The sequence below is a fragment of the Pseudomonas sp. GZD-222 genome (assembly GCF_049310525.1).
GTDB lineage: Bacteria > Pseudomonadota > Gammaproteobacteria > Pseudomonadales > Pseudomonadaceae > Aquipseudomonas.
Map to the genome: position 1 here is coordinate 13,435 of NZ_JBMOWO010000133.1, position 26,066 is coordinate 39,500.

26 protein-coding genes and 1 pseudogene are annotated in these 26,066 nt (G+C 59.1%); 19 read left to right on the forward strand and 8 right to left on the reverse strand.

Features of this window, described 5'->3' with window-relative positions; translation table 11 throughout:
• The first annotated feature begins 12 nt into the window (after positions 1-12).
• The 8 genes and pseudogenes from metG to ACO6VD_RS25275 all read left to right on the forward strand — a co-directional run bounded on the left by metG (position 13) and on the right by ACO6VD_RS25275 (position 6,603).
• Positions 13-2,052: a methionine--tRNA ligase gene (metG, locus tag ACO6VD_RS25240; protein ID WP_422422643.1), complete on the forward strand. Its 2,040-nt coding sequence runs from the start codon at positions 13-15 to the stop codon at positions 2,050-2,052.
• 90 nt (positions 2,053-2,142) lie between these two features.
• On the forward strand, positions 2,143-2,724 hold the full coding sequence (locus tag ACO6VD_RS25245; RefSeq protein WP_422422644.1) for an Rnf-Nqr domain containing protein: 582 nt from the start codon (positions 2,143-2,145) through the stop codon (positions 2,722-2,724).
• Positions 2,721-3,551: pseudogene (locus tag ACO6VD_RS25250) on the forward strand (RnfABCDGE type electron transport complex subunit B); the annotation flags it as partial. The gene ACO6VD_RS25245 and the pseudogene ACO6VD_RS25250, both read left to right, overlap by 4 nt.
• A gap of 7 nt (positions 3,552-3,558) precedes the next feature.
• Positions 3,559-4,545 carry an RnfABCDGE type electron transport complex subunit D gene (locus ACO6VD_RS25255; RefSeq protein WP_422422645.1) on the forward strand — a complete coding sequence of 329 codons (987 nt, stop codon included), beginning with the start codon at positions 3,559-3,561 and terminating at the stop codon, positions 4,543-4,545.
• Complete coding sequence (locus ACO6VD_RS25260) at positions 4,542-5,159, forward strand: RnfABCDGE type electron transport complex subunit G (RefSeq protein WP_422422646.1); 618 nt, start codon at positions 4,542-4,544, stop codon at positions 5,157-5,159. The genes ACO6VD_RS25255 and ACO6VD_RS25260 overlap by 4 nt, the downstream gene beginning before the upstream one ends.
• Entirely contained in the window at positions 5,152-5,676 is a 525-nt protein-coding gene (locus ACO6VD_RS25265) for an Rnf-Nqr domain containing protein (RefSeq protein WP_422422647.1), read from the forward strand. The genes ACO6VD_RS25260 and ACO6VD_RS25265 overlap by 8 nt, the downstream gene beginning before the upstream one ends.
• Positions 5,677-5,680: 4 nt before the next feature.
• On the forward strand, positions 5,681-6,319 hold the full coding sequence (gene nth, locus ACO6VD_RS25270) for an endonuclease III (RefSeq protein ID WP_422422648.1): 639 nt from the start codon (positions 5,681-5,683) through the stop codon (positions 6,317-6,319).
• Between the two features lie 104 nt (positions 6,320-6,423).
• Positions 6,424-6,603 (forward strand): PA3496 family putative envelope integrity protein, encoded by a 180-nt coding sequence (locus ACO6VD_RS25275; RefSeq protein WP_422422649.1) that lies wholly within the window; start codon positions 6,424-6,426, stop codon positions 6,601-6,603.
• A gap of 96 nt (positions 6,604-6,699) precedes the next feature.
• On the opposite strand, the gene ACO6VD_RS25280 is transcribed toward ACO6VD_RS25275, so the two are convergent.
• Positions 6,700-7,326, reverse strand: coding sequence for a response regulator (locus ACO6VD_RS25280; RefSeq protein ID WP_422422650.1), 627 nt, complete (start codon positions 7,324-7,326; stop codon positions 6,700-6,702).
• Positions 7,327-7,754: 428 nt separating this feature from the next.
• Here ACO6VD_RS25280 and ACO6VD_RS25285 point away from each other — a divergent pair, with 428 nt between their 5' ends.
• Positions 7,755-8,315: a hypothetical protein gene (locus ACO6VD_RS25285; RefSeq protein ID WP_422422651.1), complete on the forward strand. Its 561-nt coding sequence runs from the start codon at positions 7,755-7,757 to the stop codon at positions 8,313-8,315.
• Between the two features lie 44 nt (positions 8,316-8,359).
• Here the strand turns inward: ACO6VD_RS25285 and ACO6VD_RS25290 are convergent, their stop codons facing one another.
• Together ACO6VD_RS25290 and ACO6VD_RS25295 are read right to left on the reverse strand one after the other, a co-directional pair.
• On the reverse strand, positions 8,360-9,577 hold the full coding sequence (locus ACO6VD_RS25290; RefSeq protein WP_400171970.1) for an argininosuccinate synthase: 1,218 nt from the start codon (positions 9,575-9,577) through the stop codon (positions 8,360-8,362).
• A gap of 129 nt (positions 9,578-9,706) precedes the next feature.
• Positions 9,707-10,648 carry a flagellar protein MotY gene (locus ACO6VD_RS25295; RefSeq protein WP_422422652.1) on the reverse strand — a complete coding sequence of 314 codons (942 nt, stop codon included), beginning with the start codon at positions 10,646-10,648 and terminating at the stop codon, positions 9,707-9,709.
• Between the two features lie 130 nt (positions 10,649-10,778).
• Here ACO6VD_RS25295 and pyrC point away from each other — a divergent pair, with 130 nt between their 5' ends.
• A complete protein-coding gene (pyrC, locus tag ACO6VD_RS25300) occupies positions 10,779-11,825 on the forward strand; it encodes a dihydroorotase (protein ID WP_422422653.1) in 1,047 nt (348 codons plus the stop codon).
• The gene (gene rnt / locus ACO6VD_RS25305; RefSeq protein ID WP_422422654.1) at positions 11,822-12,490 is read left to right on the forward strand and encodes a ribonuclease T; all 669 of its coding nucleotides are present in this window, start codon (positions 11,822-11,824) and stop codon (positions 12,488-12,490) included. The genes pyrC and rnt overlap by 4 nt, the downstream gene beginning before the upstream one ends.
• Before the next feature lie 59 nt (positions 12,491-12,549).
• Here rnt and ACO6VD_RS25310 read toward each other — a convergent pair whose 3' ends face one another.
• Entirely contained in the window at positions 12,550-13,152 is a 603-nt protein-coding gene (locus ACO6VD_RS25310) for a peroxiredoxin (RefSeq protein WP_038607775.1), read from the reverse strand.
• A 233-nt stretch (positions 13,153-13,385) separates the two neighbouring features.
• Here ACO6VD_RS25310 and ACO6VD_RS25315 point away from each other — a divergent pair, with 233 nt between their 5' ends.
• Together ACO6VD_RS25315 and bfr are read left to right on the forward strand one after the other, a co-directional pair.
• On the forward strand, positions 13,386-13,604 hold the full coding sequence (locus ACO6VD_RS25315) for a bacterioferritin-associated ferredoxin (protein ID WP_128324093.1): 219 nt from the start codon (positions 13,386-13,388) through the stop codon (positions 13,602-13,604).
• Positions 13,605-13,803: 199 nt separating this feature from the next.
• Positions 13,804-14,274 carry a bacterioferritin gene (gene bfr, locus ACO6VD_RS25320; RefSeq protein ID WP_422422655.1) on the forward strand — a complete coding sequence of 157 codons (471 nt, stop codon included), beginning with the start codon at positions 13,804-13,806 and terminating at the stop codon, positions 14,272-14,274.
• Between the two features lie 67 nt (positions 14,275-14,341).
• Here the strand turns inward: bfr and grxD are convergent, their stop codons facing one another.
• Both grxD and ACO6VD_RS25330 read right to left on the reverse strand, forming a co-directional pair.
• Entirely contained in the window at positions 14,342-14,677 is a 336-nt protein-coding gene (gene grxD, locus ACO6VD_RS25325) for a Grx4 family monothiol glutaredoxin (RefSeq protein ID WP_028943477.1), read from the reverse strand.
• A gap of 92 nt (positions 14,678-14,769) precedes the next feature.
• Positions 14,770-16,878, reverse strand: coding sequence for a molybdopterin oxidoreductase family protein (locus ACO6VD_RS25330; protein WP_422422656.1), 2,109 nt, complete (start codon positions 16,876-16,878; stop codon positions 14,770-14,772).
• Between the two features lie 367 nt (positions 16,879-17,245).
• Between ACO6VD_RS25330 and argF the strand changes: the two genes are divergently transcribed.
• Complete coding sequence (gene argF, locus ACO6VD_RS25335; protein ID WP_422422657.1) at positions 17,246-18,166, forward strand: ornithine carbamoyltransferase; 921 nt, start codon at positions 17,246-17,248, stop codon at positions 18,164-18,166.
• Positions 18,163-19,272 carry an ABC transporter ATP-binding protein gene (locus ACO6VD_RS25340; RefSeq protein WP_422422658.1) on the forward strand — a complete coding sequence of 370 codons (1,110 nt, stop codon included), beginning with the start codon at positions 18,163-18,165 and terminating at the stop codon, positions 19,270-19,272. Before argF ends, ACO6VD_RS25340 begins: the two co-directional genes overlap by 4 nt.
• A gap of 46 nt (positions 19,273-19,318) precedes the next feature.
• Here ACO6VD_RS25340 and ACO6VD_RS25345 read toward each other — a convergent pair whose 3' ends face one another.
• Positions 19,319-20,098, reverse strand: a complete 780-nt coding sequence (locus ACO6VD_RS25345; RefSeq protein WP_422422659.1) for a PhzF family phenazine biosynthesis protein — start codon at positions 20,096-20,098, stop codon at positions 19,319-19,321.
• Between the two features lie 93 nt (positions 20,099-20,191).
• On the reverse strand, positions 20,192-20,662 hold the full coding sequence (gene ybaK / locus ACO6VD_RS25350) for a Cys-tRNA(Pro) deacylase (protein WP_422422660.1): 471 nt from the start codon (positions 20,660-20,662) through the stop codon (positions 20,192-20,194).
• A gap of 327 nt (positions 20,663-20,989) precedes the next feature.
• Between ybaK and ACO6VD_RS25355 the strand changes: the two genes are divergently transcribed.
• The 4 genes from ACO6VD_RS25355 to glpD all read left to right on the forward strand — a co-directional run bounded on the left by ACO6VD_RS25355 (position 20,990) and on the right by glpD (position 26,015).
• Complete coding sequence (locus ACO6VD_RS25355) at positions 20,990-21,841, forward strand: MIP/aquaporin family protein (RefSeq protein WP_400171955.1); 852 nt, start codon at positions 20,990-20,992, stop codon at positions 21,839-21,841.
• A gap of 67 nt (positions 21,842-21,908) precedes the next feature.
• Positions 21,909-23,408, forward strand: a complete 1,500-nt coding sequence (gene glpK / locus ACO6VD_RS25360) for a glycerol kinase GlpK (RefSeq protein WP_400171954.1) — start codon at positions 21,909-21,911, stop codon at positions 23,406-23,408.
• Between the two features lie 132 nt (positions 23,409-23,540).
• The gene (locus ACO6VD_RS25365; RefSeq protein ID WP_422422661.1) at positions 23,541-24,296 is read left to right on the forward strand and encodes a DeoR/GlpR family transcriptional regulator; all 756 of its coding nucleotides are present in this window, start codon (positions 23,541-23,543) and stop codon (positions 24,294-24,296) included.
• A gap of 138 nt (positions 24,297-24,434) precedes the next feature.
• Positions 24,435-26,015 carry a glycerol-3-phosphate dehydrogenase gene (gene glpD / locus ACO6VD_RS25370; RefSeq protein ID WP_422422662.1) on the forward strand — a complete coding sequence of 527 codons (1,581 nt, stop codon included), beginning with the start codon at positions 24,435-24,437 and terminating at the stop codon, positions 26,013-26,015.
• The last annotated feature ends 51 nt before the right edge of the window (positions 26,016-26,066 follow it).

Below are 26,066 nucleotides of genomic sequence, written 5' to 3' on the forward strand. Positions count from 1 at the left end.
AGCCGAGCCCCCATGTCCGAGCCACGTCAGATTCTCGTAACCAGCGCCCTGCCCTATGCCAATGGTTCCATTCACCTTGGCCATATGCTCGAGTACATCCAGACAGACATGTGGGTGCGCTACCAGAAGCATCGCGGCAACCAATGCGTCTATGTCTGCGCGGACGACGCCCATGGTTCGGCGATCATGCTGCGCGCCGAGAAAGAAGGCATTACCCCCGAGCAGTTGATCGCTGCCGTCCAGGCCGAGCACGCCGGGGACTTTGCCGACTTCCTGGTGGATTTCGACAACTTCCATTCGACCCACGCCGAAGAAAACCGCGAGCTGTCGAACCAGATCTATCTCAAGCTGCGTGATGCCGGGCACATTGCCACCCGCTCGATCACCCAGTACTTCGACCCGGACAAGAAAATGTTCCTGGCCGACCGCTTCATCAAGGGCACCTGCCCCAAATGCGCCACTGAAGACCAGTACGGCGACAACTGTGAAAAATGCGGCGCCACCTATGCGCCTACCGAGCTGAAGAACCCCAAGTCGGCGATTTCCGGAGCTACTCCGGTGCTCAAGGATTCGCAGCACTTCTTCTTCAAGCTGCCCGACTTCCAGGCCATGCTGCAGCAGTGGACCCGCAGCGGCACCCTGCAAGACGCCGTAGCCAACAAGATCGCCGAATGGCTGGATGCCGGCCTGCAGGAATGGGACATCTCCCGTGACGCGCCGTATTTCGGTTTCGAAATCCCTGGCGAGCCGGGCAAATACTTCTATGTCTGGCTGGATGCGCCGATCGGTTACATGGCCAGCTTCAAGAACCTCTGCGCCCGTCGCCCGGAACTGGACTTCGATGCGTACTGGAACAAGGACTCCAAGGCCGAGCTGTACCACTTCATCGGCAAGGATATCGTCAACTTCCACGCCCTGTTCTGGCCCGCCATGCTCGAAGGCGCCGGCTACCGCAAGCCGACCGGCATCAATGTGCACGGCTACCTGACGGTCAACGGCTCGAAGATGTCGAAATCCCGCGGCACCTTCATCAAGGCCCGTACCTACCTGGACCACCTGGCGCCGGAATACCTGCGTTACTACTACGCCTCCAAGCTCAGCCGTGGTGTCGACGACCTCGACCTGAACCTCGAAGATTTCGTGCAGAAGGTCAATTCCGACCTGGTCGGCAAAGTGGTCAACATTGCCAGCCGCTGCGCCGGCTTCATTCAAAAGGGCAACGATGGCGTGATGGTGGCCGGCGATGCCGCTCCAGAGCTGACCGAAGCCTTCCTGGCCGCCGCACCGAGCATTGCCGAGGCCTATGAAGCGCGCGATTTCGCCCGTGCCATGCGTGAAATCATGGGCCTGGCGGACCGCGCCAACGCCTGGATTGCCGACAAGGCCCCGTGGTCGCTGGCCAAACAGGAAGGCAAGCAGGACGAAGTCCAGGCCATCTGTGCCCAGGGCATCAACCTGTTCCGCCAACTGGTGATCTTCCTCAAGCCGGTACTGCCGCTGCTGGCCGCCGACGCCGAGGCCTTCCTCAACGTTGCGCCGCTGACCTGGAACGACCATCAGACCCGCTTGAGCAATCACCAGCTGAACCCGTTCAAGGCACTGATGAGCCGTATCGACCCGGCCAAGGTCGAAGCCATGACCGCCGCCAGCAAGGAAGACCTGGCCGCCAGCCAGACCTCCGTTGTCACTGGCAATGGCGAACTGAGCAAGGATCCGTTGTCGGCCGAGATCGACTTCGACACCTTTGCTGCCGTCGACCTGCGCGTCGCCTTGATCCTCAAGGCCGAAGCGGTTGAAGGCGCCGACAAGCTGCTGCGTCTGACTCTGGACATCGGTGACGAGCAACGCAACGTGTTCTCCGGCATCAAGTCGGCCTACCCGGATCCGGCCAAGCTTGAAGGTCGCCTGACCATGATGATCGCCAACCTCAAGCCGCGTAAAATGCGTTTCGGCATTTCCGAGGGCATGGTCATGGCTGCAGGCCCTGGCGGTGAAGAAATCTACCTGCTGAGCCCCGACAGCGGCGCCAAGCCAGGTCAGCGCATCAAGTAAACCCTGCGCCCCGGACGATTGCGTCCGGGGCGTTCTAATCCTCGCGTCATTGCCGGATAATGGCGATCAGCCCTGGCAGTGTGCACCACCATGAGCGAATTCATTCTGGCCCTGATCAGCGCCGCGCTGGTCAACAACCTGGTTCTGCATCAGGGACTGGCCATCGACCCGCTGTTGCAACCTGCGGCTGGCCACCAGCGCCGTCGCCTGCACGCGCTTGGTCTGGCAACGCTGGCGCTGCTGGTACTTGCCACCAACCTCGGCCAATTGCTTTATCGCTACTTACTGCAACCCTTGCAGTTCGAGTACCTGCGCCTGTTCATCCTTCTGCCCCTGTGCGTGTTGCTGATTGAACCATTGCTGGGACTATTGTCTCGAGCCATGCCGACACTGCCCTTCGATGGGCTAAAGCCATTGTTGTTGGGCAATGTGGCACTGCTAGGCTTGAGCCTGCAGGTTACGGAAGGCGGATATGGTGCAGTGCAGACGCTCGCCTGGAGCCTGGGCGGCGGCTTGGGTTTCTGGCTGGCGCTGGGTTTGTTCGCCGATTTGCGTCAACGCAGTGACAACGACGCCATGCCTGAGAGCTTTCGCGGTCTACCCGTAGAGCTGATCGGGGCGGGGGTGATGGCCCTGGCGTTTCTCGGCTTCAACGGATTATTTACATCATGAGTCTGATTCAACGCATCGATGCCCTGCTACCGCAGACCCAGTGCGGCAAGTGTGGCCACTCTGGCTGCAAGCCCTATGCTGAGGGCCTGACCAAAGGCGAGGCGATCAACAAATGCCCACCAGGGGGCACTGAAACTATCGTAGCCCTGGCCAGGCTTCTGCAGGTACCTGTCATTGCCCTGGACCCCGAGCGTGGAAGCGCACCGCCCCAGGTTGCCTATATCCGCGAGGCGGAATGCATCGGCTGCACCAAATGCATTCAGGCCTGCCCGGTGGATGCGATTGTCGGTGCAGCCAAATTGATGCACACCGTCATCAGCGCCGAATGCACCGGCTGCGATTTGTGCGTGGCCCCCTGCCCGGTCGATTGCATCGACCTGCTGCCGCTGAGTGCCAGCATCGTGCCGATTGTCGGCGGCATGGCCCTGGACGCCGAGGCACTGGCCGCACGTACCGCCAAGCGCAACCATGCACGCCGCCGCTTTGAGTTGCGCAACAGCCGCCTACAGCGCGAAGAGGCACGCAAGCAAGCCGAACGCGCTGCCCGCAGTCAACGTACCGCCAGTACCAGTAACAGCAAAGACCAGGCTGTCGCCAACGATGATCCGATCAAAGCGGCCATTGAACGGGTCAAGGCACAGAAAACCGCCGCTGCCGATGCGGCCCTGAAAAAGGCCAAAATCGCTGCAGCCATGAGCCGGGCACAATTGAACAAAGCCAGAAGCGCCTTCGGGGAGACACCGAACAATGCTCAGCGGGCTCAGTTGGCTGAGCTGGAGCGGGAGGCCGATCAGGCCCAGGGGCACCTGCAGGCTTTGCAAGCGGCCGACGCCCATGCCAGCCGTTGACGCCAGCGATCGCCTGCGCAGCACTATGTTGCTGGTGCTGCTGGCGTGCCTGCCGGGGGTGTTGACGCTGCTCTGGCAACACGGTTGGGGGCTGCTGTTCAATCTGCTGCTATGTGCGGGATCAGCCCTTGGCTGTGAGGCGCTGTTGCTCAAGCTGCAGCAACGACCTGTTCTGCCTTCACTCAATGACGGCAGCGCCCTGGTCAGCGCCACCCTGCTTGCCGTCGCCCTGCCGGCCTATGCGCCCTGGTGGGTGCCGGTAATCGCCAGCGCAAGCGCCATCACCCTCGGCAAGCACCTGTATGGCGGTGTCGGTAAAAACCCGTTCAACCCGGCCATGCTCGGCTATGCGCTGGTGCTGCTGGCCTTTTCACAACACATGACCCAGTGGCCCGGCGTGCAACTGCTGGACCTGGGCGCCAGCCTGCAACATGTTTTTGGTTTTGGCGGAAGCGAGCAACCCGACGCCTGGGCTCAAGCCACGCTTCTCGATGGTCTGCGCAACAACCGCAGCCTGACCCTGGATGAGTTGTTCAGCAGCCATCCAGGATTCGGTCATGTTGGTGGCAAAGGCAGCGAATGGGTCAACCTTGCCTTTCTGCTCGGCGGTTTACTGCTGTTGCAACGCAAAGTCTTCAGTTGGCATGCCCCTGTCGGCCTGCTGGCAAGCCTGTTTGTGATCAGCCTGTTTTGCTGGAATGGATCGGGCTCAGACTCCAATGGTTCTCCCCTGCTCCATTTGTTCAGTGGCTCGACCATGTTGGCAGCGTTCTTCATCGCGACCGAACCCGTTTCGGGGGCCCGATCACCGCAGGCAAAGTTGCTGTTTGGCATCGGCATGGGGCTGCTGATTTACCTGATTCGCACCTGGGGCAGCTATCCAGACGGTACCGCTTTTGCCGTCTTGCTGATGAACCTTTGCGTGCCGGCACTCGAGCGCTGGGCCGAACGTCGTCAAGCGGTGTCATCATGAACCGTCATGCAATTCGCAATAGCGTGCTGCTGTTACTGGTTGCACTGCTGAGCCTGGGCAGCAGCGTAATCTGGCAGCACTTCAGCGCCCCCGATATTGCCCTGGCCCAACAACAGCTCAAAGCACAGATCTGGCTCAGCGTCCTGCCAGAAAAGACCTATGACAATCAGCCGCTACAGGCCCCGTTGGTGTTAAAGATCCCACACCTCGACCACAGCCAGTTGCTTGCAGGCTACCGTGCCAGCCTCGCAGGTCGGCCCAGCGCCGTGGTGCTGCACAGCCGCAGCCAAGGCTACGCGGGCCCACTCGAACTGCTGATTGCCATCGACACCCAAGGCCGCCTGATCGGCACCAAAGTGCTGCGCCAGCAAGAAACACCAGGTTTAGGGGGGCAATTGGTAGAGCCGGGCAATCACTGGCTGCAGACCTTCAGCGGCGCCAACCGCCAGACCACACCTGATGCAGCCTGGGCGCTCAAGCGTGATAACGGTCAGTTCGATCAACTGGCTGGCGCCACAGTGACCTCACGCGCCGTGATCCACGCTGTGCATGACGCCCTGCGTTACTTCGACGAGCACCGCCAGCAATTACTCGAGGGCAGCAGCGATGAGTAAGCAATGGCTGGCAGCAATGAGCCTGGCCCCGATTCTGGGAGCCACTCAGTCCGTGCTCAATGCCTGCGCCATTGCCGGCTTCAGTGTGTTGCTGATTGCCTTGCATCACGCAGCAATGAGTCCACTGCAGCGCTGGCTTGAGGCCCGCAGCAGGATACTGGCCAGCGTTCTGCTCGCCGCCGCACTGGTGACCTGCCTGGAACTGAGCCTACGCGCCTGGGCCCTGCCGCTGTATCAGGCACTCAGCCCCTATCCGGCATTGATCGCCGTACAATGCGTGGTGTTCGAGTGCACCCAGGACGAGCGTCGCCGCTGGCGGGAAGTCACCCGGTTGTTGTCGGGATTCGCCGCCCTGTGTATCACGTTGGGGATTTGTCGCGAACTGCTGGCGGGATGGGCTGGGTTGCATCTGGCCACACTGCTGCCTGGTGCTTTTTTTCTGTTGGGCCTGTTGCTGGCCCTGTACAACCGGGTTTGCCTGTGGCGAGCCCCTTCACGTCGTCAAGGAAAGCGTTGACCCCATGAATGCTGCCAAACGCCTGGAAATATTTCGCAGGCTGCACGAAGACAACCCTGAGCCCAAGACAGAACTGGCCTACACCTCACCCTTCGAGCTGCTGATTGCCGTCATTCTTTCGGCGCAGGCCACCGACGTCAGCGTGAACAAAGCGACCGCCAAGCTGTACCCGCTCGCCAATACTCCCGAAGCCATCTATGCCTTGGGTGTTGACGGGCTCTCGCAGTACATCAAGACCATTGGGCTGTACAACAGCAAAGCGCGCAACGTGATCGAAACCTGCCGCTTGCTGATCGAACAGCACAACAGCCAGGTACCGCAAACCCGCGAGGCACTCGAAGCGTTGCCCGGCGTAGGCCGCAAGACCGCCAACGTAGTGCTGAACACTGCCTTCCGGCAACTGACGATGGCTGTGGATACCCACATTTTTCGGGTCAGCAATCGTACGGGCATTGCTCCGGGCAAGACTGTGCTTGAGGTTGAGAAGGCACTGATGAAGTTCGTGCCCAAGACCTACCTGCTTGATGCCCACCACTGGTTGATCCTGCATGGACGTTATGTGTGTCTGGCACGCAAGCCCCGTTGCGGGAGCTGCCGGATCGAAGACCTGTGCGAATACAAGCAGAAAACCTCCGACGATTGAGTAGATAGTGAAAACCTTGCTCACTCGATTGAAAAAATCTTTTTTACCCGCTCAAGGATTCTCGCTATAAGGTGCGCCAATGGCCTCTTGGCTGGGAGTGACATATGAGCACCGTTAAAGAAGACCTGGAAGTAGATGAAGAATTCTCTCCTGTTGAGTCAGACGATGTGGAGCCGGCTGTTGAAACAGCAAAAACCAACCTGAGCAAGCGCCGCACCATTGATAACATGCTCGAAGAACGCCGCCTGCAGAAACAGTTGGCTGATTACGATTTCGACCTCTGATCCTTCCACACCGCCTCGTCAAGCAGCACCTGGCAGTTCAGCAGCGGCCTTGCCAACAAAGCCTCCTCAATGGAGGCTTTGTTGCATTTGGCATAATCAAAGCAGACCGTTACGTTGAGCCAGTTCGATCAGATCAACCAATGATCGTGCATTGAGCTTTAGCAACAGTCGGGTCTTGTACGTACTGACCGTCTTGTTACTGAGAAACATGCCATCGGCAATTTCCTTGTTGGTCTTGCCTCGCGCCAACTGCTGCAGGACCATCATCTCCCGCCCCGACAGACGCTCGACCATATCGGCCTCGCTGGTTCCACCCAGATTGCTGCGTACCGAATGCAAGGCTTGGTTCGGGAAGTAGCTGTAGCCGGACAGTACCGCCTTGATTGCACTCAGTAGCTCAGTCAGATCCTGCTGCTTGCAAACGTAACCCGCTGCACCTGCCTGCATGCAGCGCATCGAAAAATGGCCTGGAGCCTGCGAAGTCAGCACCAGCACCTTGGCACCCGGGCAGGTGAGCGTGAGCCGGGCGATGACTTCAAGACCGTCAAGCTTGGGGATGCCGATATCGAGAATGACAATATCCGGATCATGCTCTCGTGCCAGTTGCAATGCGTCCACGCCATTATCCGTCTCCGCGATGACTTCATAACCATGCCGCTCCATCAGCATACGTACCGCCAGGCGAATGACCGGATGATCATCCACGATCAGCACTTTATTCATGGGCAGATCCAATTGTTCGCTGTTCGATTTTTTTTGAGCACGCACAATAGCCTAGTCACACGACAGATTGTATTGCGGTACCCGCAAGCAAATGCACACAAAGATAAAACCTACACACACAGAGGATTGGTCCTACAAAAAACTTACAGCCAGACGCTCGCAAACCTTTATCAATTCCTTTGAGTGCTACAGAGACAATCTCTGCGACCCCAAATTAACACCAGAACACAGAGACGGCCCAGCCAACAGCGCCGTAATACTTGAAGGAAAAATCCTATAACTCTGATTGATATGCACTAGCACCTATAAGGTTCGATACCAGTTGCGGGGTAATAAGTTCCCCCCGCAGAAATTTGGCCTAATGCCAACCCAATTTTATATCTCGACTAATGACCACATCATTGGGACAGCAAGGCGAGGAAAGAGCTATGAGCAACGCTGAGCCGAAAAGCCCATTGACCATCATTGCGATATTCGCCGGTATTATCGAAGCGTCTGCGCTGGCCTCATTACCTTTTCTGAGCGAGGGAAGTCAGACCACCTACACCTGGTTTCTAGTAGGCTTTCCATTTTTCCTTACAGTTCTGTTCTTCCTTACACTGAATTTCAATTATAAATCCTTGTACTCACCGCCTGTAGCTGACTCCACGCCGTTCTCCCCTCCCCCAATGCCGACGGAACTACCCACAGTAATGGACACATCAATAAGTGATGTAATACAGACACCTGTTGAGGTGAAAAAAAACCAGGAAACTATCAGCACCTCGACAGACAATGACATCATCCCGGCACACTGTATTGGAAAACCCATGCAGCCTGAGCAGGCAACTGTAACCATTACCCTGAGTGGAGCCAGGTCCAACAAGTTACTCGAACAATTTGCCCTGCACGCACTTAATCAGAAACAAACTGAGGGCAATACCTGGGTTCTATACAATCTGGAGACAGGCACCCGGATAACACTGGAAACCCAGGCAATCGACAGGTAAAAAAAACCCCGGAACAAGTCCGGGGTTTTCATTCAAGGCATCGCTCAGATCAGCGAACGACCCTTGTTTGCAGCAATGCGCATACGCAAGGCATTGAGCTTGATGAAGCCCGCCGCGTCGGCCTGGTTGTAAGCACCACCATCTTCCTCGAAGGTTGCGATGTTGGCATCGAACAGCGAGTCATCGGACTTGCGACCGGTGACAATCACGTTGCCCTTGTACAGTTTCAGGCGAACGACACCGTTCACATTGACCTGGGACGCGTCGATCATCTGCTGCAGCATCAGACGCTCCGGGCTCCACCAGTAACCGGTGTAGATCAGGCTGGCGTACTTGACCATCAGCTCGTCTTTAAGGTGAGCAACTTCACGATCCAGAGTGATCGATTCGATTGCACGGTGGGCACGCAGCATGATGGTGCCGCCTGGCGTCTCGTAGCAACCACGGGACTTCATGCCGACATAACGGTTCTCGACGATGTCGAGACGACCGATGCCGTTCTCACCGCCGATGCGGTTGAGCGTGGCGAGCACGGTGGCTGGCGTCATTTCAACGCCGTCCAGGGCGACGATGTCACCGTTGCGGTAGGTCAGTTCCAGGTAGGTAGGGACGTCAGGCGCGCTTTCCGGCGACTTGGTCCACTTCCACATGTCTTCTTCGTGTTCGGTCCAGGTATCCTCCAGCACGCCACCTTCATAGGAGATGTGCAGCAGGTTGGCGTCCATCGAATAGGGCGACTTCTTCTTGCCGTGGCGCTCGATCGGGATACCGTGCTTCTCGGCATAGTCCATCAGTTTTTCGCGGGACAGCAGGTCCCACTCACGCCATGGCGCAATGACTTTGACACCCGGCTTGAGTGCGTAGGCACCCAGTTCGAAACGCACCTGGTCATTGCCCTTGCCGGTAGCACCGTGGGAAATAGCATCGGCGCCGGTTTCATTGGCGATTTCGATCAGGCGCTTGGCGATAAGCGGACGAGCGATGGAAGTACCCAGCAGGTACTCACCTTCATAAACGGTGTTGGCGCGGAACATCGGGAATACGAAGTCGCGTACGAACTCTTCGCGCAGGTCATCGATGTAGATTTCTTTCACACCCATTGCCTGAGCCTTGGCGCGGGCCGGTTCGACCTCCTCGCCCTGCCCCAGATCGGCGGTGAAAGTCACCACTTCACAGTTGTAGGTATCCTGCAGCCACTTGAGAATCACCGAAGTATCAAGGCCGCCGGAATACGCCAGTACGACCTTTTTTACGTCCGCCATGCCATCACTCCACGGGGTTGTACGGAAAGCCGTCGATTCTACCGGCCTTGCCGCAAAAATTACAGTGGGGCGACAGCTTGTGACGACAAAGCGACAGGAACTGTCGAGAGCGCGACGGACGGTCGCACCTCAGGACTTGATCGACGGCTTGCCAGTATCCGTTTGCGCCGCTGGGGCCGTTGGTGTTTCCGGGGCTTTTTCTGACGCAGTTTCAACCGGGGTTACACGATCAAGCTGAATATTCACCCGGCGATTGCGGGCGCGGTTGGCGGCCGAGTTGTTGGCGGCCAGCGGGTAGCGCTCACCGTGAAAACGCACGCTGATCTGATCTTCAGGAATGCCGTGCGCTTTAAGGTACTCCATCACTGCCAATGCACGACGCCGGGACAGGTCACGGTTGGTCAGGCGATTGCCACTGTTGTCGGAATGACCATCGAGTTCAATGCGATTGACCGTAGGATCGGCCTTGAGAAACTCCAGGATCACATCCAGGCGCGCCTTGGCACTGGCGTCCAGATCGATACCGCCGCCCGGGAAACCGACCCGCCCCTGACGCACCTGATCGTAGTTCATTGGCAGCAGCTTAGCGGCGCAGACCTGATAATCCCCATAGGCCTTGCTGAATTTCACCGGTAACAAGCGCACTTCCATCGTCCGCCCGGCTTCGCCGGCATAGTTGCGCACCACGGTGCTGCGACCGTCAAGCAAGCCATTGATCAGACGACTGGCCTGGCCTTGGGAGCTGGTAAACAGTACGCCGTTGCGCGCCATACGCACCGAGCCCAGATTGATGTCGCCGCGGCCGGGCTGCCAAGGCGCCGCGGCGGCAAGCAAGGTTGCCGAACCTGTGCCCAGCACATTGCTGCTCGAGCGCAATTGAAAGGTGGCCTGTTCTCCGGCACGACGTACGAATTCACCACTGCCGAAATCGGTAATCGGCTGGACCAGGCGGCATTCGAACTGATCGCCTTCGACCTTCCACTCAATATTCTCCAGACGGGTCTGGAAGGTAAGCGCTGTCGCCGGCAGGCAGACAAACATACTGAGCAGGGTTAGATAACACTGGCGCACGGGCGGCTCCACAGATTTTCACGGTATACCCGCAGGCTATCGGTCAGGCGCGGCAAAACTTGATAGCGAGTGCTCGGCTCCGGCTTTTCCGGTAGCATTCACCTTGAGTTCGACCCGCCTGGAATCCCCAATGTCCGACCGCCTGACCCTCCTGCGTCCCGATGACTGGCACATCCATCTTCGCGATGGCGCTGTCCTGCCCCACACCGTTGGCGATGTTGCGCGCACCTTTGCTCGCGCAATCATCATGCCCAACCTGGTACCGCCAGTACGCAATGCCGCCGAAGCTGGCGCCTATCGCGAACGCATCCTGGCCGCACGTCCGGCCGGTAGCCGTTTCGAGCCACTGATGGTGCTGTACCTCACCGACCGTACCCAGCCCGAGGACGTCCGTGCGGCCAAGGCCACTGGCTTCGTGCATGCCGCCAAGCTGTATCCGGCCGGCGCCACGACCAACTCCGACTCCGGCGTGACCAGCATCGACACTATTTTCCCGGTGCTCGAAGCCATGGCCGAAATCGGCATGCCGCTGCTGGTACACGGTGAAGTGACCCGCAGCGAGATCGACGTGTTCGACCGCGAGAAGCTGTTCATCGAAGAACACCTGCGCCGTGTCGTCGAGCGTTTCCCGACCCTGAAAGTGGTCTTCGAACACATCACCACCAGTGACGCCGTGCAGTTTGTCAACGAAGCCCCGGCCAACGTCGGCGCGACCATCACCGCCCAGCATCTGCTGTACAACCGCAACCACATGCTGGTGGGCGGTATTCGTCCGCACTTCTATTGCTTGCCGATCCTCAAGCGCAACACCCACCAGGTGGCCTTGCTTGATGCCGCCACCAGCGGCAGCAGCAAATTCTTCCTCGGCACCGACTCGGCCCCCCACGCCCGTCACGCCAAAGAAGCGGCCTGCGGCTGCGCTGGCTGCTACACCGCCTATGCGGCGATCGAGATGTATGCCGAAGCGTTCGAGCAGCGTAACGCGCTGGACAAGCTCGAAGGTTTTGCCAGCAAGCACGGCCCTGACTTCTATGGCCTGCCGCGCAACACGGAGACCATTACCCTGGTTCGCGAAAGCTGGACCGCCCCAAGCAGCTTGCCGTTCGGCGAGCAGACCGTTATCCCGCTGCGCGCCGGTGAGCAACTGCGCTGGCGCCTGCTGGAGGAAACTGCGTGAGTGATGATCTGTACGACGACCAGGAAGGTCCAAGCGGTGGCCCACGCCACCCGATGGCTGAACGTTTTCGTGGCTACCTGCCGGTTGTAGTGGATGTCGAGACCGGTGGTTTCAACAGCGCTACCGATGCCCTGCTGGAAATCGCAGCCGTCACCATCGGCATGGATGAAAAAGGCTTCCTGTTCCCGGAGCACACGTACTTCTTCCGGGTCGAACCGTTCGAAGGCGCCAACATCGAACAAGCCGCGCTGGAATTCACCGGAATCAAGCTGGATCACCCACTGCGCATGGCCGTCAGTGAAGAATCGGCCCTGACCGATATCTTCCGTGGCGTGCGCAAGGCGCTGAAAGCCAATGGCTGCAAGCGGGCGATCCTGGTTGGCCACAACAGCAGTTTCGACCTGGGCTTCCTCAACGCAGCCGTGGCGCGCCACGACATGAAACGCAACCCGTTTCATCCGTTCTCCAGCTTCGACACCGCCACCCTGGCCGGTCTTGCCTATGGCCAGACCGTTCTGGCCCGGGCCTGCCAGAGTGCCGACATTGACTTCGACGGTCGTGAGGCCCACTCGGCCCGTTACGACACCGAGAAGACTGCCGAACTGTTCTGCGGCATCGTCAACCGTTGGAAAGAAATGGGCGGCTGGCAGGACTTCAACGACTGAAGCCTTGCTGAACCCATAAAAAAACCGGCCATCAAGGCCGGTTTTTTTGTCGCTCGCTATTACAGCTTGCCAGCGTTCTCGCTCAGGTAAGCAGCAACGCCTTCAGGCGAAGCGGTCATGCCCTTGTCGCCTTTTTTCCAGTTTGCAGGGCAGACTTCGCCGTGCTCTTCGTGGAATTGCAGGGCGTCGACCAGACGCAGCAGCTCGTCCATGTTGCGGCCCAGTGGCAGGTCGTTGACGATCTGCGAACGGACAACGCCTTTGTCGTCGATCAGGAACGCGCCACGGAATGCAACACCGCCTTCGGACTCGACGTCGTAGGCCTTGGCAATCTCGTGCTTCATGTCGGCAGCCATGATGTACTGCACCTGACCGATGCCACCGGCATTGATCGGGGTGTTACGCCAGGCGTTGTGGGTGAAGTGCGAGTCGATCGAAACAGCGATCACTTCAACGTTACGATCGCGGAATTCGGCCATGCGGTGATCCAGAGCGATCAGCTCGGACGGGCAGACGAAGGTGAAGTCCAGCGGGTAGAAGAACACCAGGCCGTACTTGCCTTTGATGGCCGAAGCCAGGTTGAAGCTGTCGACGATTTCGCCATTGCCCAGTACGGCTGGAACGGTGAAGTCCGGGGCAGTTTTGCCAACGAGTACGCTCATTCGATATCTCCTGATGGTTTGAAACACGCTGTACAGGCCGGCATGAGCCACCTGTCAGTGCAAAGGTCGGCCATGATACACCGCCAGGCGCTGCTCGCCGAATTTCCACGCCTCTCGCGCAACACCTGCCGCTGGTCGCCCTAGGCAAAAGTAAGGAACAATGTGCTTTGACAAGCATTCTCATTAACATTAAGCTTCTTCGCATTGAGCCTTTACCAGCGATGGTCTGCCCTATGTATGTGTGTCTTTGTGTTGGTGTAACCGACGGACAGATCCGCGATGCGATCTATGAAGGATGCTGCAGCTACAAGGAAGTCAGAACCGCCACCAACGTGGCAAGCCAGTGTGGCAAATGTGCCTGCCTGGCCAAACAGGTAGTGCGTGAAACCCTGACCGAACTGCAGGTCAGCCAGGCCGCCCTGCCTTACCCTGTGGAATTTTCCGTAGCGTAAAAACCAGCGAATTCAAGAACCGGACCTCGTGTCCGGTTTTTTTATGCCTGTAATTCAACAAGTTAGGGTTAAAACGCGGAACACAAACATTCTTATTCCGATTAATTTTCACTTATTATTCAATAACTTAGGTTTGACAGTCGAAGTTGCGGGGCTCAAACTCTTCCTTATAGGCACACTTATAGGGCAGGACCCCATCATGAAAGGCGACGTAAGCGTCATCCAGCATCTCAACAAGATCCTCGGAAACGAGCTGGTCGCAATCAACCAATACTTCCTGCATGCGCGCATGTACGAAGACTGGGGTCTGGATAAGCTCGGCAAGCACGAGTACAAAGAATCCATCGATGAAATGAAGCACGCTGACAAACTGATCAAGCGCATTCTGTTTCTCGAAGGTATTCCCAACGTCCAGGACCTGGGCAAGCTGCTGATTGGTGAACACACCAAAGAAATGCTCGAATGCGACCTGAAGATCGAGCAGAAAGGCCTGATCGACCTCAAAGCCGCGATCGCCCATTGTGAAACCGTTGGCGACTTCGGCAGCCGCGAAATGCTTGAAGACATCCTCGAGTCCGAGGAAGAGCACATCGACTGGCTGGAAACCCAGTTGAGCCTGATCGACAAAGTCGGTCTGGAAAACTACCTGCAGTCGCAGATGGGCGAATAATTTCGCCAATCTTGCCACAATAAAAAGCCCCGCATTGCGGGGCTTTTTATTGTGCAAAAACCTGTAATCAGGCCTTGGCCGCCTCAGCCTTGGCTGCAGCTTCCTTGATCAGGGTCTGCAGTTCGCCGTTGGCAAACATTTCAGCCATGATGTCGGAACCGCCAACCAGCTCACCGGCAACCCACAGCTGTGGGAAGGTCGGCCAGTTGGCATATTTTGGCAGGTTGGCGCGGATTTCCGGATTCTGCAGGATATCCACGTAAGCGAATTTCTCGCCACAACCCATCACGGCTTGCGCCGCCTTGGCCGAAAAACCGCACTGCGGGGCATTCGGCGAGCCTTTCATGTAAAGCAGAATAGTGTTGTTAGCAATCTGCTCTTTGATTGTTTCAATGATATCCATGAAGCACCTCGCGGCTGAACTTTCCGACCTGGTTGTCGGCACGGTGACGCATTGTATCGGAAAGCCGAGCTTGACGCTCGGCCTTGCCGATATCAGGCCGCAACCACCTGCACCGGCACACCGTTGAGTGCGGCGTTGCCAGAAACTGCATCGTGCTGACGCTCATCGGTGAGGTCATTGGCACTGGCCCCGGGTTGATTACCCGCGATTTCCAGCTGTACCCCGACACGGGCATGGCCAAAGCCATGAGGCAGGCTGACAACCCCGGGCATCATGTCGCTGCATGCCTGAACCTCAACCTCGATACTGCCCACCCGGGAACTGACCCGCACCCGCTGGCCGTCCTGCAAGTGGCGGCCCGCCAGATCATCCGGATGCATGAGCAATTGATGACGCGGCTTGCCCTTCACCAGCCGGTGAAAGTTGTGCATCCAGGAGTTGTTGCTACGCACATGCCGACGACCGATCAACAGCAACTGATCCGGACCTGCTGGCTGCAGCCCGGCAAAGCGCTGCAGATCGATGAGAATCTCCGCTGGAGCAGCCTGGATACGCTGGTTCACGGTTTTCAAACGCGCCGCGAGGTTGGGCTGCAACGGCCCCAGGTCAATGCCGTGAGGATGCTGAGCCAGCGTTTCTATCGATAGATTGTAGGAGGAGCGCTCGCCATAACGGCCCTGACGCAAGCCAACGTCGATCATCTGCGCCGGTGGCATGGTCGGCTTCAACGGCTTATCGCTCAGCGCAGCGAACGCTTTGGCCAGGCCAACGAAGATCTCCCAATCATGCAGTGCACCTTCCGGCTTGGGCAGGATCGCGCGATTGAAACGGCTGACGTTGCGTACCGCCAGGAGGTTGAAGGTGGTGTCGTAGTGATCGTTCTCCAGCGCCGAGGTGGACGGCAGGATCAGATCGGCATAACGCGTGGTTTCGTTAATGTACAGATCGATGCTGAGCATGAACTCAAGCCCGTCCAGCGCACGCTCCAGCTGCCGCCCGTTGGGCGTGGACAGCACCGGGTTACCCGCCACCGTCACCAGCGCGCGCACCTGGCCCTCGCCCTCCCCTAGCATTTCTTCAGCCAGTGCCACCACCGGCAACTCACCGCCGTATTCCGGTAAACCCGAGATGCGGCTCTGCCAGGCATTGAAATGCCCGCCTGAAGTACTCGCCACCAGATCCACCGCCGGCTGCGTGCACAGGGCGCCCCCGACCCGGTCCAGGTTGCCCGTGACCAGATTGATCAATTGCACCAGCCAATGGCACAGCGTGCCGAACGCCTGGGTGGAAACGCCCATGCGGCCGTAGCACACCGCTTTATCGGCAGCGGCGAAGTCACGTGCCAATTGCCGGATAACGCACGCCTGGACGCCACACAGGGGCTCCATCGACTCGGCGGTGAACGGAGCAATGGCGCCGCGCACCGCGTCCAGGCCATCGACCGGCAACGCCGACGCACGCTCCAGGCCTTCGGTAAACAGGGTGTTGAGCACCCCGCACAGCAACGCCGCATCCCCTCCTGGGCGGACAAAGATATGCTGGTCGGCCATCGCTGCGGTTTCGCTGCGCCGCGGATCGACCACCACCACTTTACCGCCCCGGGCCTGGATCGCCTTGAGGCGCTTCTCGACATCCGGCACGGTCATGATGCTGCCATTGGAAGCCAAGGGGTTGGCGCCCAGAATCAGCATGAAGTCCGTGTGATCGATATCCGGAATCGGTAGCAACAGACCATGGCCATACATCAGGTAACTGGTCAGGTGCTGGGGCAATTGGTCGACCGAGGTGGCGGAAAAGCGGTTACGGGTCTTGAGCAGTCCGAGGAAGTAGTTACTGTGGGTCATCAAGCCGTAGTTGTGGACGCTGGGATTGCCCTGGTAGATCGCCACCGCGTTCTGCCCATGGGCTTGTTGAATGGCCCATAGCTTGCGTGCAGCCAGCGCGAAGGCTTCGTCCCAGCTGATTGCCTGCCAACGGTGGCCTATACGCATGTGCGGCGCGCGCAGGCGGTCAGGGTCATTCTGGATGTCTTGCAAGGCGACGGCCTTGGGACAGATGTGGCCGCGGCTGAAGCTGTCTTCGGGGTCGCCCTTGATCGAACTGATCCGCGGCGCAGCACCGGGCTCCTCGGTGATCTCGATGTTCAAGCCACAGATGGCTTCACACAGGTGACAGGCACGGTGATGCAAGGTCTTGTTCATGGCCACCTCTTGCGGGTGTCTGGTGAAATAACCTGACTATGGGCCTGGGGCTGCCTGGCGACCAGCGAGTTTCGCCCCGTGAATCTATCGGCATCAGGCACAGCAATTCATTCGGGTGTTTGCCAAGGCGCCAACGGGCAGTGTAAAACCCTTGTGTAGTAAACAAAAAAAGCAGCCACCCAATGGGTTACGACACTGCCAGCAACACAGACAGTGAACGCCCCACTTGGTATGACGCGACATTTAATTATAGTATTGCGTCTTCCCTTATTTCGTCGCCCCGTGCGGCTTTCGCCGCAGGTCACCCCCGTTGTTTCTGAAAACCGGTGTTGTTGATCTGCGGTCTGTTGCAAAAAGGTAGTCAACCATGAGCGCTAGGCACTTTCTCTCCCTGATGGATTTCACACCCGACGAACTGCTCAGTGTGATCCGTCGAGGCATCGAGCTGAAGGACCTGCGTAACCGCGGCGTACTGTTCGAACCCCTGAAGAACCGCGTACTGGGCATGATCTTCGAGAAATCCTCGACGCGTACCCGGTTGTCGTTCGAAGCCGGCATGATCCAGCTCGGCGGCCAGGCTATTTTCCTGTCCCCGCGCGACACCCAATTGGGCCGTGGCGAGCCGATCGGCGACTGCGCCATTGTCATGTCGCGCATGCTCGATGCGGTGATGATCCGTACCTTTGCCCACAGCACCCTGACCGAGTTCGCGGCAAATTCCCGCGTGCCGGTAATCAACGGCCTGTCGGACGACCTGCACCCCTGCCAGCTGCTGGCCGACATGCAGACCTTCCTTGAGCACCGCGGTGCGATCCAGGGCAAGACCGTGGCCTGGATCGGCGACGGCAACAATATGTGCAACAGCTATATAGAAGCGGCAATCCAGTTCGACTTCCAGCTGCGTATTGCCTGCCCGGCCGACTACGAGCCCAATCCGCAATTCCTGGCCAACGCCGGTGACCGCGTGAAAATTTTCCGCGACCCCAAGGATGCCGTACAGGACGCGCACCTGGTGAGCACCGATGTCTGGACTTCCATGGGCCAGGAAGAGGAAACTGCACGGCGTCTGGCCTTGTTCGCGCCTTACCAGGTAACCCGCGAACTGCTCGACCTGGCAGCACCCGATGCCCTGTTCATGCACTGCTTGCCCGCCCACCGTGGCGAGGAAATCAGCCTCGACCTCCTCGACGACCCGCGCTCGGTCGCCTGGGACCAGGCTGAAAACCGTCTGCATGCACAGAAGGCGCTTCTCGAATTTCTTGTTGAACCGGCCTATCACCACGCATGAGTCAACCTTTACTGCTTAACCTGCGCAACCTCGCCTGCGGCTATGGCGAGCAACGCATCGTCCAGAACCTAAACCTGCACCTCAACGCCGGCGACATCGGTTGCCTGCTGGGCTCGTCGGGGTGCGGCAAGACCACCACCCTGCGCGCCATCGCCGGCTTCGAGCCGGTGCATGAAGGTGAGATCCAGCTGGGGGGCGAGGTCATCTCCAAAGCCGGCTTCACCCTGGCACCGGAGAAGCGCAGGATCGGCATGGTGTTCCAGGACTATGCGCTGTTCCCGCACCTGACGGTCGCCGAGAACATCGCCTTCGGTATCGGCAAGCACCCCAAGCAGCAACAGGTCGTGGCGGAAATGCTCGAACTGGTCAAGCTTGGCGGGCTCGGTAAACGCTACCCGCACGAGCTCTCCGGCGGCCAGCAGCAACGCGTGGCCCTGGCTCGCGCATTGGCTCCCGAGCCGCAGCTGCTGCTGCTCGACGAGCCTTTCTCCAACCTCGATGTAGAGCTGCGCCGACGCCTCAGTCATGAGGTTCGCGACATTCTCAAGAGCCGTGGCACCAGTGCCATTCTGGTCACCCACGACCAGGAAGAAGCCTTTGCCGTCAGTGATCACGTCGGTGTTTTCAAAGAGGGCCGTCTGGAGCAGTGGGATACTCCTTACAATCTCTATCACGAACCGCTGACACCCTTCGTCGCCAGCTTCATTGGCCAGGGCTATTTCATTCGTGGCCAGCTGACCAGCCCGGAGTCGGTGCAAACCGAGCTCGGTGAGCTGCGCGGCAACCGTGCCTACACCTTTACCCTTGGCTCTGCGGTGGACGTGCTGTTGCGTCCAGACGACATCATTCATGCTCCGCACAGCGCCTTGAAGGCTCTGATTACCGGCAAGAGTTTCCTCGGTGCCTCGACCCTCTATCGCCTGCAACTGCCAACCGGCAGCCAGCTCGAAGCGATTTTCCCTAGCCATATCGATCATCAGGTCGGGGCTGAGGTGGGTATCGAAGTGGCTGCGGATCACCTGGTGCTGTTTGCCGTACCGGGTAGTGTGGCGGCGCAGTTGCCAGTGCCGGAGAACGGTGTTCGGCGCTACAGCTCGGCAGTCTGATACCAGCAATCGCGGGGCGATCACTCGACTTGCCCCGCGATGCTTTTTACAGACTCAACGTACCACTGGCTACACGCCGGGCATAACCACCAATTTTCACCCGATCGCCCTCCAGCCGACAGAACAGCTCCCCGCCACGGCTGGAACATTGAAAGGCGTGCAACTCATTCTTGCCCAAGCGCTCAGCCCAATAGGGAATCAGGCAGCAGTGAGTCGAACCGGTCACCGGATCTTCGGGAATACCAATCCCCGGAGCAAAGTATCGCGACACAAAGTCATACTGCTCGCCCCGCGCGGTGACGATCACCCCTAGTCCAGGTAGTTGCGCCAGCGCCGCCATGTCCGGCGCGCAGTCTCGTACTGCTTGTTCAGACTCAAGCACCACCAACAATTCCTTGGTCTGCAGCACCTCCTGCACCGGACAGCGCAACGCCTCGGCAACCGCCAATGGCTGGTTCACCGATTGTGGATCGATGCGTGGAAAATCCAGCAGCAACCGTCCTTGTTCACGACTAACACTCAAGGGCCCGGACTGGCTCTGGAACAGCAGGCGCTCACTCGGCACCTGGTAGACCTCCAGCAGCACATGGGCACTGGCCAGGGTCGCGTGACCACACAAGGGAACTTCAGTAGTGGGGGTAAACCAGCGAATCCGCCACTGCGCGCCTTCGGCCACCACGAAGGCGGTTTCAGCAAGATTGTGCTCAGCGGCGATCTGCTGCATCAGCCCATCGCTAAGCCAATGGTCGAGGCGGTAGACCATGGCCGGATTGCCGGCAAATGGACGCTCACTGAAGGCGTCGACCTGATGAAATTCCAGCTGCATGCAGCGACTCTCTCTGTTCTGGGGCAGTGAGCATGCCTGTAATCAGTCAGCGGCTAACAGAGACAGAGTCGTCGGATTTTCAGCATACAGTTGTCAGTCGCGGGCGATGGCGGCGAATGTTGCCTGGGTGTGTTCAGCCAGCACCGCCGCCGCCAGTTCCACTTCCAGCCCGCGCCGCCCGGCGCTGACGAAAATCGTTTCAAAAGATTGAGCCGACTGGTCAATAAAAGTCCGCAGACGCTTCTTTTGTCCCAACGGGCTTATCCCACCCAACAGATAGCCGGTGGAACGCTGAGCTGCGGCAGGATCAGCCATCTCGCACTTCTTCACCCCGGCCGCGTGGGCAAGGCCCTTCAGATCAAGACTACCGATCACCGGTACTACTGCCACCAGCAACTCACCCTTCTCACTGCTGGCCAGTAACGTCTTGAACACCCGGATCGGCTCAAGATCAAGCTTCTCGGCCGCTTCGAGCCCATAGGAGGCAGCCTTGGGATCGTGTTCGTAACTGTGGATGCGATGTTCGGCGCGAACCTTTTTCAGCAAATCCAGGGCGGGGGTCATGCAAGACTCCAAACAGAAGGTGAATAGCATTTCGCCGGTTACTTTAGGACAAATCGACCCTCTCGAACCACTAAGTCTCACCCTCAACCCGCCAATCAAGCGCCGGAACGATTCAGCATCAGCACGTTGCCAATAGTCAGTTTGTGAACACCGGTTCACTTTCGACCTTTGACATAATCGTTTGTTGTCTATATTTTTTCGATTCTGAATATAGCAATGCCCTGATAAGGTGCATTTTTTACAGCTTGCCCGACCGAAATGGGGATTTCTGTCGGGCTTTTGTCGAGCGCTCAACGCGCCTCACAACAACAAAAACCGAGGTAACGAATGACGGCAGCTCTGCGACAACCCACATTATCCAGCCAATGCCTGGCCGAATTTCTCGGCACCGCCCTGCTGATTTTTTTCGGTACCGGCTGCGTGGCTGCGCTCAAAGTCGCGGGTGCGAGCTTCGGCCTGTGGGAAATCAGTATTATCTGGGGCGTCGGCGTGAGCATGGCGATCTACCTCACCGCCGGAGTTTCCGGTGCCCACCTGAACCCGGCAGTGAGCATCGCCCTGTGGCTGTTCGCCGGGTTCGAGAAACACAAACTGCCGTTTTACATCGTCGCCCAGATCGCCGGCGCCTTCTGTGGCGCCGCGCTGGTCTACACGCTGTACAGCACCCTGTTCTTCGATTACGAACAGGCCCATGAAATGATTCGTGGCAGCCAGGCCAGCCTTGAACTGGCGGCGGTGTTCTCCACCTACCCGCACCCGGCCCTGTCTACCGGCCAGGCCTTCCTGGTCGAGGTGATCATCACCGCCATATTGATGGCGGTGATCATGGCCCTGACCGATGACAACAACGGCCTGCCCCGTGGTGCCATGGCACCCTTGCTGATCGGCCTGCTGATCGCTGTGATTGGTAGCGCGATGGGCCCGTTGACCGGCTTTGCCATGAACCCGGCCCGCGACCTCGGGCCAAAGCTAATGACATTCCTCGCCGGATGGGGCGAAATCGCCTTTACTGGCGGTCGTGATATTCCCTACTTCCTGATTCCGATTTTTGCGCCGATCCTGGGGGCGAGCCTTGGTGCCGCCCTGTACCGCGGCGTAATCGCCCGCAACCTGCCGGTTGCCGAGAGCGAGAGCGCGCAGACCGACGCCAACCCTCAGGGCAAGACCCAGGCATCCTGATGCCGACCTGGCGAGCCACGCTCGCCCTGCCCTGATAACCACCCTATTTGAGTGCAAGGCCAACGACATGACAGACACCCAGCAGAAGAACTACATCATTGCCCTGGACCAGGGCACGACCAGTTCGCGGGCCATCATTTTCGACCGCGATGCCAACGTGGTAGGTACTTCGCAGCGTGAATTCGCACAGCATTACCCGCAAGCCGGCTGGGTCGAGCACGACCCCATGGAAATCTTCGCCACCCAGAGCGCGACCATGGTCGAAGCCCTGGCCCAGGCGGGCCTGAGCCATGACCAGGTAGCGGCCATTGGCATCACCAACCAGCGTGAAACCACGGTGGTCTGGGACAAGGAAACCGGCCGCCCGGTGTACAACGCCATTGTCTGGCAGTGCCGTCGCAGCACCGAAATCTGCGAACAGCTCAAGCGTGAAGGCCTGCAGGACTACATCCGCGAAACCACCGGCCTGGTCACCGACCCGTACTTTTCCGGCACCAAGCTCAAGTGGATCCTCGACAATGTTGCCGGTGCCCGTGAGCGCGCCGAGCGCGGCGAACTGCTGTTCGGTACCGTCGACAGCTGGCTGATCTGGAAATTCTCCGGCGGCAAGGTGCATGTAACCGACTACACCAACGCCTCGCGCACCATGCTCTTCAACATCCATACCCTGCAGTGGGATGAGAAGATGCTGGAGGTCCTCGACATTCCGCGGCAGATGCTCCCGGAAGTTCGCAGCTCGTCCGAGGTCTATGGCCACACCAAGAGCGGTATCGCCATTGCCGGTATCGCCGGCGACCAGCAAGCAGCGCTGTTCGGCCAGATGTGCGTAGAGCCTGGCCAGGCCAAGAACACCTACGGCACCGGTTGCTTCTTGCTGATGAACACCGGCGACAAGGCGGTGAAGTCCTCCCACGGCCTATTGACCACCATCGCCTGCGGTCCACGCGGCGAAGTGGCCTACGCCCTGGAAGGCGCAGTATTCAACGGTGGTTCCACCGTGCAGTGGCTGCGTGACGAACTGAAAATCGTCAATGACGCCCATGACACCGAGTACTTCGCCAGCAAGGTCAAGGACAGCAACGGCGTGTACCTGGTACCCGCCTTCACCGGTCTTGGCGCCCCGTACTGGGATCCTTACGCCCGTGGCGCGCTGTTCGGCCTGACCCGCGGGGTCAAGGTCGATCACATCATCCGTGCGGCCCTGGAATCCATCGCCTACCAGACCCGCGACGTCCTCGATGCCATGCAACAGGATTGCGGCCAGCGCCTGAGCGAACTGCGCGTGGACGGCGGTGCAGTCGCCAACAACTTCCTCATGCAGTTCCAGGCCGACATCCTCGGCACCTGCGTCGAGCGCCCGCAAATGCGCGAGACCACTGCCCTTGGCGCTGCTTACCTGGCGGGCCTGGCATGTGGATTCTGGAGCGGCCTGGACGAGCTGCGCGGCAAGGCGATCATCGAGCGCGAATTCACCCCGCAGCTGGATGAAGCAGCCAAAGAAAAGCTGTATGCCGGCTGGCTGAAGGCAGTGGACCGTACGCGGGACTGGGAACCGCACGAGGAGTAATTACATCGCGGGGCAAGCCCGCTCCCACCGGGTGGGAGCAGGCTTGCCCCGCGATTGCTTTCGGCGACTGGCCGTCAGCCCATTCCTCCGGCATCATGGCGCAATTTGCCCGGCAGCCCAAAAGGACCGCCCATGAACCTGCCCCCTCGCCAACAACAAATCCTCGAACTGGTCCGTGAACGCGGCTACGTCAGTATCGAAGAAATGGCGCAGTTATTCGTCGTTACCCCGCAAACCATCCGCCGTGATATCAACCAGCTGGCGGAGGTCAATCTGCTACGCCGCTATCACGGTGGCGCCGCCTACGATTCCAGCATCGAAAACACCGCCTACGCCATGCGCGCCGACCAGATGCGCGACGAGAAGCAGCGGATTGCCGAGTCCATCGCCGCACAGATTCCTGACCACGCCTCGCTGTTCATCAACATCGGCACCACCACCGAATCCATTGCGCGTGCGCTGCTCAATCACAACCACCTGAAAATCATCACCAACAACCTGCACGTGGCCTCGATCCTCAGTGCCAAGGATGACTTCGAAGTGCTGCTGGCCGGCGGCAATGTGCGCCGTGACGGCGGTGTAGTGGGCCAGGCCAGTGTCGACTTCATCAACCAGTTCAAGGTCGATTTCGCCCTTGTCGGTATCAGCGGTATTGACGAAGACGGCAGCCTGCTGGATTTCGACTATCAGGAAGTGCGGGTGTCCCAGGCGATCATCGCCAATGCCCGCCAGGTCATCCTCGCCGCCGACTCCAGCAAGTTCGGCCGCAACGCCATGGTTCGCCTGGGCTCGATCAGCCTGATCGATTGCCTGGTCACCGACCAGGCCCCTGTGCCCGCCCTTGCCCAGCTGCTCAACCAGTACAAAATCCGCCTGGAAGTAGTCTGAGGCAACAGCTGCCACCATCTGGGTGGCAGCGCCAATGTTCGTTATTTTTCATTTAATTGTCATCCGATCAGTATTTTCTATGGAAAGCGACTGGCAGACAGCATTCTGTTGCGCTAGTATTTTCGAAAATGAACATCAATGTTCAAATTCGATGTTAGAAAGTCTTTGAGGAAGCCTCCCGTGCCGCAATCCAGCTTGTCATCGCCTGCCCTTGCCGATATCTATGACCTCGCCGTTATCGGCGGTGGCATCAACGGTGTGGGCATCGCCGCCGATGCGGCGGGACGCGGCCTGTCGGTGTTCCTCTGCGAAAAGGACGACCTCGCCAGCCACACCTCGTCGGCCAGCAGCAAGCTGATCCACGGCGGCCTGCGCTACCTGGAGCACTACGAATTCCGTCTGGTGCGTGAAGCTCTGGCCGAGCGCGAAGTCCTGCTGGCCAAGGCGCCGCACATCGTCAAGCCGATGCGTTTCGTCCTTCCGCACCGTCCACACCTGCGCCCAGCCTGGATGATCCGTGCCGGCCTGTTCCTCTACGATCACCTGGGCAAACGCAAGCAGCTCGGCGCTTCGCGCAGCCTGCGCTTTGGTCCGGGCAACCCGCTGAAAGCGGCGATCACCCGCGGATTTGAATACGCTGATTGCGCGGTGGATGACGCTCGTCTGGTGGTACTCAACGCCATGGCTGCCCGTGAGAAAGGTGCGGACATCCGTACCCGTACCCGTTGCGTCAGCGCCCAGCGTGGTGATGGCGTATGGAATGTAGTGCTGGAACACAACGACGGTAGCCAGCAGACGATCAAGGCCCGCGCCCTGGTCAATGCGGCCGGCCCATGGGTGGCCAAGTTCATCGAAGATGATCTCAAGCTCAGCGCGCCTTACGGCATTCGCCTGATTCAAGGCAGCCACCTGATCGTGCCGAAGCTGTATGAAGGCGAGCATGCCTATATCCTGCAGAACGAAGATCAGCGCATCGTGTTCGCCATCCCGTACCTGGAGCGCTTCACCCTGATCGGTACCACCGACCGCGAATACACCGGTGACCCGGCCAAGGTCGCGATTACCGAAGGCGAAACGGACTACCTGCTGAAAGTGGTCAACGAGCACTTCAACCACCAGCTCAGCCGCGCCGATATCCTCCACACCTACGCCGGTGTGCGCCCGCTGTGCAACGACGAATCGGATAACCCCTCGGCGGTGACCCGCGACTACACCCTGGCGCTCTCCTCCAGCGCCGGAGAGGCACCGCTGCTGTCAGTGTTCGGCGGCAAGCTGACCACTTACCGTAAGTTGGCCGAATCGGCCATGGCCCAACTCGCGCCGTTCTTCACCCAGATGCGCGGCAGCTGGACGGCCAGCGCGACGCTGCCAGGTGGCGAAGACATGACCACCCCTAAAGCCCTGACCGATGCCATCCTCGCGCGTTGCGGCTGGCTGCCGGCGGAAATCGCCAAGCGCTGGGCCCTCACTTACGGCAGCCGCGTCTGGCGCCTGCTCGAAGGTGTACAGGGTCCTGAAGACCTGGGCGAAGCCATTGGCGGCGGCTTGTTCACCCGCGAGGTGGATTACCTGTGCAGCGAAGAGTGGGCGGTCAGCGCCGATGACATTCTGTGGCGTCGCAGCAAGCTTGGCTTGTTCACTACGGCAGCGGAGCAACAGGCACTGCGGGACTACCTGCAACGACTGGAGTTGAACCGGGCACGCGTTCAGGCGGCCTGACAACGGGTAGGAGCGGGGGGGGGGGGGGGGGGGGGGGGGGGGGGAGGAGGG

What these genes read in the sequence shown, in the direction of transcription:
- metG (WP_422422643.1), top strand. Translation starts at nt 13, where the DNA reads ATGTCCGAGCCACGTCAGATTCTCGTAACCAGCGCCCTGCCCTATGCC.
- ACO6VD_RS25245 (WP_422422644.1), top strand. Translation starts at nt 2,143, where the DNA reads ATGAGCGAATTCATTCTGGCCCTGATCAGCGCCGCGCTGGTCAACAAC.
- ACO6VD_RS25255 (WP_422422645.1), top strand. Translation starts at nt 3,559, where the DNA reads ATGCCAGCCGTTGACGCCAGCGATCGCCTGCGCAGCACTATGTTGCTG.
- ACO6VD_RS25260 (WP_422422646.1), top strand. Translation starts at nt 4,542, where the DNA reads ATGAACCGTCATGCAATTCGCAATAGCGTGCTGCTGTTACTGGTTGCA.
- ACO6VD_RS25265 (WP_422422647.1), top strand. Translation starts at nt 5,152, where the DNA reads ATGAGTAAGCAATGGCTGGCAGCAATGAGCCTGGCCCCGATTCTGGGA.
- nth (WP_422422648.1), top strand. Translation starts at nt 5,681, where the DNA reads ATGAATGCTGCCAAACGCCTGGAAATATTTCGCAGGCTGCACGAAGAC.
- ACO6VD_RS25275 (WP_422422649.1), top strand. Translation starts at nt 6,424, where the DNA reads ATGAGCACCGTTAAAGAAGACCTGGAAGTAGATGAAGAATTCTCTCCT.
- ACO6VD_RS25280 (WP_422422650.1), bottom strand. Translation starts at nt 7,326, where the DNA reads ATGAATAAAGTGCTGATCGTGGATGATCATCCGGTCATTCGCCTGGCG.
- ACO6VD_RS25285 (WP_422422651.1), top strand. Translation starts at nt 7,755, where the DNA reads ATGAGCAACGCTGAGCCGAAAAGCCCATTGACCATCATTGCGATATTC.
- ACO6VD_RS25290 (WP_400171970.1), bottom strand. Translation starts at nt 9,577, where the DNA reads ATGGCGGACGTAAAAAAGGTCGTACTGGCGTATTCCGGCGGCCTTGAT.
- pyrC (WP_422422653.1), top strand. Translation starts at nt 10,779, where the DNA reads ATGTCCGACCGCCTGACCCTCCTGCGTCCCGATGACTGGCACATCCAT.
- ACO6VD_RS25310 (WP_038607775.1), bottom strand. Translation starts at nt 13,152, where the DNA reads ATGAGCGTACTCGTTGGCAAAACTGCCCCGGACTTCACCGTTCCAGCC.
- ACO6VD_RS25315 (WP_128324093.1), top strand. Translation starts at nt 13,386, where the DNA reads ATGTATGTGTGTCTTTGTGTTGGTGTAACCGACGGACAGATCCGCGAT.
- bfr (WP_422422655.1), top strand. Translation starts at nt 13,804, where the DNA reads ATGAAAGGCGACGTAAGCGTCATCCAGCATCTCAACAAGATCCTCGGA.
- grxD (WP_028943477.1), bottom strand. Translation starts at nt 14,677, where the DNA reads ATGGATATCATTGAAACAATCAAAGAGCAGATTGCTAACAACACTATT.
- ACO6VD_RS25330 (WP_422422656.1), bottom strand. Translation starts at nt 16,878, where the DNA reads ATGAACAAGACCTTGCATCACCGTGCCTGTCACCTGTGTGAAGCCATC.
- argF (WP_422422657.1), top strand. Translation starts at nt 17,246, where the DNA reads ATGAGCGCTAGGCACTTTCTCTCCCTGATGGATTTCACACCCGACGAA.
- ACO6VD_RS25340 (WP_422422658.1), top strand. Translation starts at nt 18,163, where the DNA reads ATGAGTCAACCTTTACTGCTTAACCTGCGCAACCTCGCCTGCGGCTAT.
- ACO6VD_RS25345 (WP_422422659.1), bottom strand. Translation starts at nt 20,098, where the DNA reads ATGCAGCTGGAATTTCATCAGGTCGACGCCTTCAGTGAGCGTCCATTT.
- ybaK (WP_422422660.1), bottom strand. Translation starts at nt 20,662, where the DNA reads ATGACCCCCGCCCTGGATTTGCTGAAAAAGGTTCGCGCCGAACATCGC.
- ACO6VD_RS25355 (WP_400171955.1), top strand. Translation starts at nt 20,990, where the DNA reads ATGACGGCAGCTCTGCGACAACCCACATTATCCAGCCAATGCCTGGCC.
- glpK (WP_400171954.1), top strand. Translation starts at nt 21,909, where the DNA reads ATGACAGACACCCAGCAGAAGAACTACATCATTGCCCTGGACCAGGGC.
- ACO6VD_RS25365 (WP_422422661.1), top strand. Translation starts at nt 23,541, where the DNA reads ATGAACCTGCCCCCTCGCCAACAACAAATCCTCGAACTGGTCCGTGAA.
- glpD (WP_422422662.1), top strand. Translation starts at nt 24,435, where the DNA reads ATGTTCAAATTCGATGTTAGAAAGTCTTTGAGGAAGCCTCCCGTGCCG.